Source organism: Gottfriedia acidiceleris, from assembly GCF_036421055.1.
Taxonomy (GTDB): domain Bacteria; phylum Bacillota; class Bacilli; order Bacillales; family Bacillaceae_G; genus Gottfriedia; species Gottfriedia acidiceleris_C.
The window spans coordinates 190,996-202,865 of the sequence record NZ_JAZGQS010000010.1; the positions used below are offsets into that span (position 1 = coordinate 190,996).

The window sequence follows — 11,870 nt, forward strand, 5'->3', positions numbered from 1 at the left end:
TTTTGGAGTCATCTTTTTTTGTTAACGTTGAGTTTAATTAAAGAAGTGGACTGCAAATAAAAAGGATATAAACTTAATACCATAAACCGAACCAAATGATTTGATAGATAATTAATAAGTTTTTAAACTATTCATACAATTGATTGAAAGAAACTTTAAAATTGGAGGGTCAAGTATGTCAATTGAAAAAGAATTTCTAACGAATAGTTTAAAGGAATTCAAAGGAATAAAAAAACTTGGTGATCGTTCGATGGAACAGCTGAATAATGAAGAATTGCACCTACAACCATCTAGTGAATCGAATAGTATTTCAATAATTGTAAAGCATTTAAGTGGTAATATGATTTCTAGATGGACAGATTTTCTCACAGCAGATGGTGAAAAACCATGGCGAAATCGTGACGTTGAGTTTGAGGGGATTTACCAATCAAAGGATGAGTTGTTAGCTGATTGGAATAAAGGATGGAATGTTGTTTTTAACACGTTAGAAAGTCTACAAGAAGAAGATGTGTTAAAAACGATTAAAATTCGTGGAGAAGATCATTCCGTATTACAAGCAATACATAGACAAATTAGTCATTACGCAAATCATATTGGTCAAATTGTTTATATAGCAAAGTTAATTAAAAATGACAAATTTAAGAGTTTGAGTATTCCAAAAGGGAAATCTCAAGAATTCTTAGAAAACAAATTAAATGAAACAAATAAAAAATCTTAAAATCTACGACTTAGGTTGTAGATTTTTTTACGTATTAAGAAAGTATAAATTGGCAGCAGTGAAGCAAACTCGTCGTAGTTGCCAATTTTAGTAAAAATATTACTGCAACTAGCCCTCTGTTTTCCCCTAAAAGCTCTCAAATTTGCGAGTTTTCTTTAAAAATTTCTAGCTTTATGTTTCACTTTACCCTGTACTATTACGGTTTGAATTTTGTTTATCCATACTTCAAGAAATTAAAAAGTGTCACAAAAGAGACTAAAATTTAGTAAATTTTAGTAAACTTTTCCTTATATAATATTCTTGTATAGAATTGTGATGAATGATACGACATTAAAATTAATAAACAACACATATCACTCTCTATTTCAAATATAGAAAATTATTTGTAAAAGGAGATGTATGAATGAAAAAAATAATCGGAGTAAGTATCTTATCTGCTAGTTTAGTCCTTTCTATCACACCTATTAGCTATGCTAATACAAACGATCTACCTTATGTAAATGAAATTTTAGCATTACAACCCGATGTTACAGAAAAAGAATTGTTAAAGGATGTAAAATCCATTTCTGAAAACACTGGTGATAAGCAAGAAGTTATATTAGAACAACTTTTTAATGAGCTTAAACAAGACGAAGCTCAGGGATTATCAGAAAAAAAATTGCAAGCTAGAGGGGGCAGTGGTGGTACTGTTTCGGTTGGAACAGGTGTAAAAGGACAGATTTACTATACGGCATCACAAACTGCTTATTTAAATCATGGACATGTAGGAATGTATTATACTGATAAAATTGTAGTCGAATCTGTTCCAAAAGTGGGAGTTCGTGATTTAAATTACAAAGATAGACTAGTTGACAAAGGAGATGCACAAGTCAAATCCGTTAACACTTCAACTGCTAATCGTAATGCAGCTGCCGATTGGGCATACAGTCGAGTAGGTAAAGATGACTACTCTTACAATTTTGCAAATAACCGTAATACAAGTCATACTGGTGATAAAAATTGTGCAAAGTTAGTATGGTCTGCATATAAGTTAAAAGCGGACTTAGATTTAGATAAAGACAAAGGATTAGGTGTCTATCCGAGGGATGTTCGTGATGCAAAAGATACAACGCTAGTCCGTAAGATATAAATTTTATAAGGCGATAAGTTGAACAGTTTGACTTATTGCCTTTTATTATAGCCTAGGAGAAAAAAATGAATAAAAAGTATAAATCTATCATACTATTTTTAGCTTGCTTACTTGTTATTTACAGTAGTTATATTGTCGTTAATAAGATTAGAGTTTCTCCATTTATTTTAAAAGAGGAGACTATTCGAAATAAGAATTTTTTAGACGATAAACAAGCCGTCTTATATTACTCTACTACAGCTGACCAAGATATGGATGATAGAGGGATCAGTATCGCAATCTTTGTTGATGATGACGGTGTAGCTAGAGGGTATAAAATGAAAGGATTAGAACTTGGTAGTGTTGGGTTAGGAGAAACTGGCCTTTTATTAGAGGATAAAGATACACTACGTTTAATTGGGAATAAGTATAAAGAAGTTAAAATGAAGTATCAACATACAGGAGAACGAACAGGTTATTTAAAAAGTCTAAATTTGTATTTTACTATTTTTAATTCGGGCTTTGTAAAAAATGGTTATGCTTCAAATATATTATATGGGAATGACAAAGGATTTGAAAAAGGAAATATACCCCATTATATATTAACATCGGGTTTGGATAAAAATGAAATACTTATTATGACAGAAGATAATGAAACTTTTAATTTACGTAAAGTTAGTTTTGAGGACAACAAACTAAAAATAAAAGATTTAACTCAGCTTAAAAAACGATCTGGTTATAACAGCTACGGTCCTAGCTCACAGATTATTAGTGATGAAAATTATTACTACATGGTACTTGGGGAAAGTAACGAAGGAAATTTAAAGGATTCGAATGAAGTACTGATGCGAATAAATAAAAAAACATTAAAGCAAGATATAATCACAATTGTTTCCTATAAAAATAAAACGATCAATCAATTGAGCGCTACAATTCCTTACAGCCTTAATCATTCGATCTATCTTTATGGAAAGCAGCTTTTCTTTGCCAATGGATTAGGTGATGTTTACACAGTGGATACTTCAAGTAATAAAGTGAGTAAGAAATTTACAATTGAAAATCCACGAAAAGGTCCGTATCGATATGGAGAAAAAACATATTTCAAAAACGATTCAATGTTTGTGGTAAGGTATGATTCAAAAAAGAAAGTTAAATATTATTTTGAACAGTATTCTCTAGAAACTGGCAAAAAAACAAAGGTAGTTCAAATGAAAGGTGTAGAGGAAATTTTGTCATCAATAAAAGGGAAATCAGTTCATTCATACGATTTTAAAATATTGAAATAAGAACAGTTTGACTTATTGCCTTTTAGTATAGTCTAGGAAAAAAATGAAAAGAAAATATAAATAGATCATACTATGTTTAACTAGCTTACTTGTTATTTTCAGTTGTTATTTTATTGTTAACAAGATTATTAACAAGATTAGAGTTTCGCCATTTATTGTAAATGCTCTTTTCGTAAAGGTTGTTGTTTTTTTATGAATAATTTTATAAATTTATCCTATTTTGTGTATAAAACACTAATGGGTAATTTCAAATGAATGGAGGAATGATTATGAAGAAATTCCTTGCAACAATATTACCAAGTATAGTTTTATTAGCATTTATTTGGATAGATTCTATGTTTTCTGAAAGTAAATATATAATTTTAGGAATATATTTACTCTTCCCAATAATATTCATTATTCAGGGCATTATTTATTCAAATTCAAAAGGAAGTATGATAGTTGGCTTCACGCTATCAGCTGCTGCAGTTATTCTACCTATGTCAATATGGTATAATATAGGAAATATAGTTACTCCAGTAATCATATATCTTTTATTAGGAATGTTATCATTCTATTTATTCAGGAAAATTAAATATAAGTCAGTCTAAAAAGTTGATATGATTAAAAAGAATTTTACTTTTTGGTATTTCAAATATAGCCCATTTTAGTCGTCAATTGACGGTTTTTTCCTTTATGAAAAACCTTTTAAAATGTTGACGGTAGTATAATTGGATTTTTGACACGCTGAAATAAGCATTTGTTCGACTCGATTTTCAAATGCCACATTTTTCCCAAAATCAAGCCAGCGGAACCAGTATTATCCACTTTTTTAAGCGATTATGAAAGTTGTTAACGTGTTGAATGGGATAAATTCCCTTCTTTACACGCTGTATTTGTCGCTCAATGACTGTTTCGTGTTGTAATCCTTTTATCTTAGCGAACTTTTTATAATTCGTTGCCGTATCAGTGCATAACAAAGACAACTAGTAATAGAGTCAAAAAGAAATTTACAATTGAAAATCCACGAAAAGGTCCGAATCGCTATGGAGAACAAACATATTTCAAAAATGATTCAATGTTTGTGGTAAGGTTTGATTCAAAAAAGAAAGTTAAATATTATTTTGAACAATATTCTCTAGAAACAGGCAAAAAACAAATGAAGTTCAAATGAATGGAGTAGAGGAAATTTTGTCATCAGTAAAAGGGAAAACAGTTCATTCATACGATTTTAAAATATTGAAATAAAAAACAATCGTTATTTAATAAATCTATAATCAAGCAAATAAAAGATCTCTTAAAATCTACGACAAAAGTTGTAGATTTTTTTATTTCCCTTAAGACTTATAGTGTAAGAATGTTCAATCAATTTATTGAAGAAAGTAGTTTAATTAATTATTAGAATGTATTTAAGAAGTTAAGAGTAGTAAAGGCAGGAATAACAGAAAAGATTTCAGTACTAATGAAAAGGAGTAAGTCACTTTCTATTCATTACAGCCTGCTTTCCTTAATTCTGAATTTAAAATAGTGAAAATAGTTCGAAAATATTGTAAAATGTTACAGGTTAGGGGGATGGCAATGGATGAAAATTTTAATCGAAACAGTTAATCATTTTAAACCGTATTGGAAAGTATTTCTAATTGCTTTTGCATGTTCATTAATTGCTGGCGCATTTGCGATTATTCCGCCAATTTTGACCGGTAAATTGGTCGATGAGATTGTTGGTGGTCCTGATTCGAAGATGATCTTTTATTTAATTTTAGGGATTATGCTTTCATTCTTATTTAAAGTTGGATTTGAATCATTACAAGAATTTATTCAAGTAAAAATTGGTCTAGATGTAATTACAGATATGCAGTTACGTGCATTTACAAAGCTTCAAAAAGCACCGATGACGTTTTTTTCGACAACGCCTCGCGGGGATATGTTATATAGGTTAACGCATGATGTGGAGTCTGTTCAAAACTTGAATAATACAGTTATACCTCGTTTTATTCAACAAGTAATTGCGGCAATTGCAGCATTTATAGCGGTGTTTCCTTTATATTGGCCAGCTGCAGTGGTCATGCTTATTGTATTTGCAATTTATTTAGTTCCTTCATTTATGATTGGTAAAAAAGTAAGGAAAATGGGGGCTATAGCTCGTGATATGAGTGCTGATTTATATAATCACACACAAGAAAGTATCGAAGCTGTTCGTCTAGTGCGAACGTTTCAAACACAGGATAAAGAAAATAAAAAATTAGAAGATAAGCTGTCGGTTTGGAAAAGATTTGCTATTCGTTTGGCTTTAATTGGGAAGGTTAATTGGCGTTTAGGAAATGTGTTTAATAATGGTGCGCCAGGGGTCATTATGTTAATTGGTGGATACTCGATCTGGCAGCATGAAATTACAGTTGGAACATTAATTGCTGTTCTAGGTTTTATCCCAACAATGTTTATGCCTGTCCGCTCGTTAGCTGAAAATGCATTAACAATTCAACAAGCAATTCCAGCACTTCAAAGAATATATGAATACTTTGACTTACCTGCCGAACAACCTGATGATCTACCGAAATTTGGAGAAGTGAAAGGTGATATAGAAGTTAAAAATATTCGATTTACTTATCCAAATTCAACTGAAGAAGTTCTAAAAGATATTTCATTCTCAATTAAAGCAGGTCAACATATTGGGATTGTTGGTTCAAGCGGTGGAGGAAAAAGTACTTTAATTCAGTTATTGCTCGGATTATACGAGCCTTCTTCAGGATCGATTTCAGTTGATCGTAAAGATTTATCTTCTCATGATTATCAATCATTACGCCAAAATATCGGTGTCGTTTCTCAAGAAACGTTTCTTTTAAATAGTACATTAAAGCAAAATTTACTTTATGCAAAACCTAATGCAACTGATGAAGAACTTGGGCTTGCTGTTGAAGCAGCGGACTTATCTGATTTAGTTGAGTCACTACAGGAAGGTTTTGAAACGATTGTTGGTGAAAGAGGATTGAAATTATCTGGTGGTCAAAGACAACGAGTAGCTCTTGCAAGAGCAATATTACGTCATCCTCCAGTACTAATTTTCGATGAGGCTACATCATCATTAGATGGAGAAACAGAAGAAAAGGTACAATCTTCGCTTGAAAAGTTAATTCCAGGTCGTACAACCATTACAATTGCACATCGTCTAGTAACAGTAAAGGATGCAGATTGTATTTTATTACTAGATAAAGGGCGTATTGCTGAACAAGGTACACATGAAGAATTATTATCATTAAAAGGTCAGTATTATCAATTATATATGGCACAGTACAGTGAACTAGAAAAGGAGAGTGCTGTATGATGCAGAAAAATACGAAAAAAATAGGCGATGGGAAAAGAGTCATAAACTTTCTCAAGCCGCATAAAAAATGGGTATTTGCAGATTCATTTGTAATTGCTTTAAGTCAAGTTTGTGCAGCATTAATACCAACACTAGGAACAGGTTGGCTAATTGATCATATACTTCCAAATCATGACAATGCATTACTATGGGGATTAATGTGGTTACTTGTTATTGCTGCAATTCTAGATTTAATTTTAATGGTCATTGATGAGTACTTTTGTCATCATATTGCTAAATCAGTTACTAACTGGCAAAAACTTCGCTTATTTAAGCACTTGCAAATTTTACCTTATTCATATTTTCATCAATCGAAATCTGGTGAATTATTAGCACGAGTTTCTGATGATCCAGATACATTGCATAACTTTTTAGCATGGGAAGGCTCTACTTTTATGGCTTCTGTGCAGGGAGTATTTATATACAGTATTGTCCTACTTTGGATTAATCCTTATTTAATGATTACGAGTGTAGTTTTAGGTGTTTTATTTTACTGGATCTCTAATAAAGTTGGTGCTCGTACTAGAATTGCTTCGGCTAAAGCTAGAAATGAAGCGTCACGTTATTTAGAAAGATTACGAGAATCAGTAACAGGGATCCAACTTTCAAGAATACTTGGTGCAACGGATTATGAGATTCAAAGTGTTGCCGATATCCGTAATTCATTTATGAAGGAATCAATCGTCGAATTAAAAGCAAGAATGCAATCAATTGTTGTAATCGGTAGCTATAATGGATTTGCTTTAGCCGCAGTCTATTTTATAAGTGTTTTACTGATTTCAAATGATCAAATTACAACTGGGCAAATGTATACGGCAGGGGGACTTGTGACCATTGCAGCTAATGAAATTCAAAGAATGCTAAGAAACTGGTTATCGGTACGTCGAACTGGTCCAGCATTAGATCGTTCTGAAAAATTGTTAGCTGAAGAAGTTTCAGAATTTGAAGTACAAGAAGGTGAAAAATTAAGTACTGTTAATGGGTTAATTGAATTTAAAGATGTTAAATTTGCCTATCCATCGAAGGAAGAATTTGTGTTAAATGGATTGTCATTTCATGTGAAACCAGGGGAAGCGGTGGCCGTAGTAGGACCAAGTGGTGCTGGAAAATCAACAATTGTAGATTTGTTATTAGGTTTTTATCCGTTAAATAATGGAACAATTGAAGTAGATGGTTTACCAATTGAAAAAGCAAATGCAAAGTGGATTAGAAATGCGATTTCGTTTGTTTCGCAAGATGTACAGCTAAGAAATGGTAGTTTAGCAGATAATATTCGTATAGGAAATGAATTGGCGACAGATGATGAAATGATTCAGGCTCTAAAAGATAGTGGATTATCAGACTATTTAAATTCATTACCAGAAGGTCTTGCATCATCAATCGGTGAACGAGGAGCACTATTATCTGGTGGACAAAAACAAAGATTATCTTTAGCAAGAGCTTTAGTTAAAAACTCTCCCATTCTTATTTTAGATGAAGCAAGTTCGGCTTTAGATCCGATTACAGAGTTGCAAATAAATGAAGCGATTCAACAGCGAAAATCAAAACAATCTGTCATCGTAATTTCACACCGATTATCTACCGTATTAACAGCGGACAGAATCGTTGTACTAGAAAATGGGAAAGTAGTCGAAGAAGGTAAGCATCATGCTTTATTAGAAAAAGATGGCGTTTATTCAAGATTATTTAAAAGAGAAGCTGAAACTGGTGAAAATGTAATTAGTGTATCGTAAGAAGATTGAAAAGGAGAATTTGAATGACTTATATTTCAATAAAACATTACGAAACAAAAGAAGAGTTAAGAAAAGGCTTTGAAGTATTAAAACAACTTCGTACCCACTTAAATGAAGAATCATTTTTTAATTTGTACGAAGAAATGCAAAAAGAAGGCTATCAATTATTTGGATTAGAAGACCAAGGAGTGACGGTTGCAGTCGCTGGAGTTAGTATATTAACAAATTTCTATAATGGTAGACATGTATTTGTTTACGATTTAGTGACGGATGAAAGTAAACGCTCAGGTGGATACGGTAAGAAATTACTAGATTTTATTTCTGATTTTGGAAAAAGAAATGGCTGTCGATTAGTAACACTTCAATCTGGTGTTCAAAGAATAAATGCGCACCGTTTTTATGAACATAAAATGGCGTATAAAAAGCTATCTTATTCCTATAGTAAAGATATTGATTGAACAAAAAACCCTAATAATTTAGGGTTTTTTCAACCTATTGATCAACAATCTTGTCAATTAAATTACCAATTAGCCCAAAATGTTAACTTAATTATCAATCATGTTTACTTAGTGTATGTTTTCTCTATTGACCGTTATTTCTCTAAAATAGTAAGGAGAATGTATGATAAAATTAAAATTGTTTTGTTAACTTGATATAGGGGGAGTAATCCGTGAATAAAAAAGCGTTTTGGGGTTTAATTGAAGAGTCTAAAAGTAAAGAAGAGCAAGCCGAATGGTTAATTGAGGCTTTAAGTAAAAAAGATTTAAATGAAATTGTGGATTTCGATTTTCACTTCCAAGGTTTAATGAATGAGAGTTATCAATCAAGATTATGGGCTGCTGGTTATATATTAATGGGTGGATGTTCAGATGATTCATTTGATTATTTTAGAGGTTGGCTTATTAGTCAAGGTGAAGAAATTTATCATAAAGTAATGGAAAATCATGAGTTTTTGGCAAATTACATAAATGATGAAAATCTGGATGAAGAAGGTTATCCTCAATATGAAGAATTATTAAGTGTAGGACAAGATGCATATACATTAGTTAAAACTGGCGATACCGAGTGGGACGATGAAAGTTATGATGAGCTGTTAGAAAAATTGGATCAAAAAGGTTTAAAACCTGCAAATGAAATCGAGTTTGATTGGGAGGAAGAAGATACTGATGGTTTAGAAGCGATGTTTCCTAAATTATGGGCAAGATTTGGTGAAAATCCATTAGGTTAATTAAAATGACTAAGAGCCCTTTACAGATTAAGGGCTCTTAAAATTAGAATTCATTATGTATATGATTTTTTATTAATTCAACAACAACTAAAAGATAATTACTTTCGTGAGATACAAACTGATTTTTATCTACCAATTTTTGAATTGGAATTTTTTCATCTGTTTCTGTAATTTGAAAACCATCAACTTCTACTGTATCTCTTAATCCATGTGCGAATTGATAAAATTGATTAAAATCAGCTTTCACTATGCCTGAAACTTCTTCTTTTTGTAGGTTGAAATCGGTAAAAGGTTTATTGCTTTTTAGTAAAAAAACATGACTCAATTCATGATCAGTAATCGTTTCTAAAATAATTGAATTTTTAATGATGCCTAGAGGAATGACATCTTCCATTTTTACTTCTATTCCAAGTTCTTCTTTTACTTCTCTTAATCCATCTTGAACTGTTTCAGTAGATAATAAATGACCAGCAGCTGTAATATCGAATAAATTCGGATAATCTTTTTTTTGATGACTACGTATTTGAAAATAGATTGAAGCTTGGTCTTCTACTATACTAAGTAACCAGCAATGAAATGTTTCGTGCCATAATCCTTTTTTATGTACTTCACTTCGAGATGCTATTCCTATATGATTACCAGATTCATCAAAAATTTTTAGCAATTCTTCTTTCATTTAACTAACCACCTTGTTTTTGAACTATGGATCATGTACTTCATTATAAAATAATTTTTCGGATTGAAGTATATTTTTGATTCATCAAGCTATTTTTACAATTCCACCTCTCTATATATAGAAAAAGGCGGTACACCCTAAGACAGCTTTTTACCTTAATTAAAAATCATTTACTAGTTGATAAAAGTATTGTAACTAAATTCAGTATAAATTAGCACCAAAAGCTTTTCACTTGAGATTAGCTCTTGAACTAATCTTAAAATCAAAAAAGCAGCCTATTGGCTACTTTATAACTGCGTTCGTTGCAAATAAATTGTTTTCAATCACATATAGGTTCCCCTCTAATTTGTAACTTTTTTTCCAGAAAAACAAAGCAGAGGCTTATCGTATAAGGATCAGCCTCTGGAAGTAGTATTACTCTTATGAATTAATTTTTTATTCTATTAAACCTGATAATTTTTTATAATAGCGGGACACTTTTTGTAAAAATTAATTATATAGACTGGAAAGTTAATTTATAATACAAAAATGGTTACCCTAATATTTATTTTAAGCTGTTAAACTGTTGTTTAGTAAAATAGAGGATGTTCAAATAAGGGGCTTTTGACAAATTAGATAGGAATTTGTTACCTATTTAGAATAACAAAGTTAGTTGCTTCCCCCAACATTCGCTGTTTCTTATAGCAATTACTCCCTTCAAGTGTTGACTATTTTCTGAAAAGTTTACATTCATCCATAATTAGGTTAATTTAGTATTATATATTTGTAAAAGTTTGTCCCTTTTGAGTAATATAATGATTTGTTGACACTTTCACAAATGACTTCATTAAATTAAAATTATTAGGTGAATTGAAATGAGAATAGCTTTTTTTGACTCAGGAATTGGTGGGCTAACAGTCTTAAATGAGGCACTGAAAAAATTACCAAATGAAGATTTTTTATATTTTGCTGATACTCTTCACGTTCCTTATGGTACTAAGTCGAAGGAAGAGGTAAGTGCATTTGTAAAAAAGTCAGTTGAAACGATTATTAAAGAAGATGTAAAAGCACTTGTAATTGCATGTAATACGGCAACTAGTATTGCAGTAAATGAATTAAGAGAAATGTATGATTTTCCGATTATCGGTATGGAACCGGCAGTTAAGCCAGCTGTTGAAATGAATAGAACTACTGGTAAGAGAGTGTTAGTATTCGCGACTCCACTAACGTTAAAGCAAACAAAGTATAATGAACTTATATCTAGGGTGGACGATCTAAGTATTGTCGATTCACTGCCTTTACCAGAGCTTGTTCATTATTGTGAGGAATTAAATTTTGATGAGAATTTTATGATTGATTATTTTAAAAGTAAGCTTTCATTATTTAATATTGAGCAATATGGAACAATTGTTTTGGGGTGTACTCATTACCCATTTTATAAAGACATCTTAAAAAAGATTTTACCTGAAGATGTTCAAATTGTGGATGGAAGTAATGGTACTGTAAAAAGATTAATCCAGCTTCTTGATGAAAATGGCCAATTAAATGAAACTGGTCAAACAAATGTCAAATTTATGTGTTCGAATAATGATATAGAATATATTGAGAAGACAAAACAGGCATTAAGCTACTTACAAAATGAAAGATAAGAGATAAGCTGATTTAGCTTATCTTTTTTATGCTGTTTCGGTAAAGAACTCATATTGTATAGTCTCGAATAGTTGTTAAAGTCAATCTTTTTTAAGTCTGTTTCCCCTATTGACTATTTTGTATTACAACAATCAGAAAAAATGGTGCCCTTT

At 31.2% G+C, this 11,870-nt stretch carries 10 protein-coding genes and 1 pseudogene; 9 read left to right on the plus strand and 2 right to left on the minus strand.

The genetic code is table 11. The features are described 5' to 3' along the window. Positions 1–175: 175 nt before the first annotated feature. The 4 genes from RAH41_RS16590 (at position 176) to RAH41_RS16605 (ending at position 3,702) form a co-directional block, all read left to right on the plus strand. The gene (locus tag RAH41_RS16590; protein WP_331224021.1) at positions 176–718 is read left to right on the plus strand and encodes a DUF1572 family protein; all 543 of its coding nucleotides are present in this window, start codon (positions 176–178) and stop codon (positions 716–718) included. Positions 719–1,121: 403 nt separating this feature from the next. Next, positions 1,122–1,847, plus strand: a complete 726-nt coding sequence (locus RAH41_RS16595; RefSeq protein WP_331224022.1) for a YiiX/YebB-like N1pC/P60 family cysteine hydrolase — start codon at positions 1,122–1,124, stop codon at positions 1,845–1,847. Positions 1,848–1,912: 65 nt separating this feature from the next. Beyond that, positions 1,913–3,112: a hypothetical protein gene (locus tag RAH41_RS16600; RefSeq protein WP_331224023.1), complete on the plus strand. Its 1,200-nt coding sequence runs from the start codon at positions 1,913–1,915 to the stop codon at positions 3,110–3,112. 269 nt (positions 3,113–3,381) lie between these two features. Next, positions 3,382–3,702, plus strand: coding sequence for a hypothetical protein (locus RAH41_RS16605; protein ID WP_331224024.1), 321 nt, complete (start codon positions 3,382–3,384; stop codon positions 3,700–3,702). Positions 3,703–3,785: 83 nt separating this feature from the next. Here RAH41_RS16605 and RAH41_RS16610 read toward each other — a convergent pair. Then, positions 3,786–4,074 (minus strand): annotated as a pseudogene (locus RAH41_RS16610) (IS1595 family transposase); the annotation flags it as partial. A gap of 599 nt (positions 4,075–4,673) precedes the next feature. On the opposite strand from RAH41_RS16610, the gene RAH41_RS16615 reads away from it, so the two are divergent. The 4 genes from RAH41_RS16615 (at position 4,674) to RAH41_RS16630 (ending at position 9,413) form a co-directional block, all read left to right on the plus strand. Beyond that, a complete protein-coding gene (locus tag RAH41_RS16615) occupies positions 4,674–6,413 on the plus strand; it encodes an ABC transporter ATP-binding protein (RefSeq protein ID WP_331224026.1) in 1,740 nt (579 codons plus the stop codon). Then, positions 6,410–8,185, plus strand: a complete 1,776-nt coding sequence (locus tag RAH41_RS16620) for an ABC transporter ATP-binding protein (protein ID WP_331224027.1) — start codon at positions 6,410–6,412, stop codon at positions 8,183–8,185. The genes RAH41_RS16615 and RAH41_RS16620 overlap by 4 nt, the downstream gene beginning before the upstream one ends. Positions 8,186–8,208: 23 nt before the next feature. Further along, positions 8,209–8,643, plus strand: a complete 435-nt coding sequence (locus RAH41_RS16625; RefSeq protein ID WP_331224029.1) for a GNAT family N-acetyltransferase — start codon at positions 8,209–8,211, stop codon at positions 8,641–8,643. Positions 8,644–8,855: 212 nt separating this feature from the next. After that, positions 8,856–9,413, plus strand: a complete 558-nt coding sequence (locus RAH41_RS16630) for a DUF4240 domain-containing protein (RefSeq protein ID WP_331224032.1) — start codon at positions 8,856–8,858, stop codon at positions 9,411–9,413. Between the two features lie 43 nt (positions 9,414–9,456). Here RAH41_RS16630 and RAH41_RS16635 read toward each other — a convergent pair whose 3' ends face one another. Further along, the gene (locus tag RAH41_RS16635) at positions 9,457–10,089 is read right to left on the minus strand and encodes an NUDIX hydrolase (RefSeq protein WP_331224033.1); all 633 of its coding nucleotides are present in this window, start codon (positions 10,087–10,089) and stop codon (positions 9,457–9,459) included. Positions 10,090–10,943: 854 nt separating this feature from the next. On the opposite strand from RAH41_RS16635, the gene murI reads away from it, so the two are divergent. After that, the gene (gene murI, locus RAH41_RS16640; protein ID WP_331224035.1) at positions 10,944–11,717 is read left to right on the plus strand and encodes a glutamate racemase; all 774 of its coding nucleotides are present in this window, start codon (positions 10,944–10,946) and stop codon (positions 11,715–11,717) included. Positions 11,718–11,870: the final 153 nt, after the last annotated feature.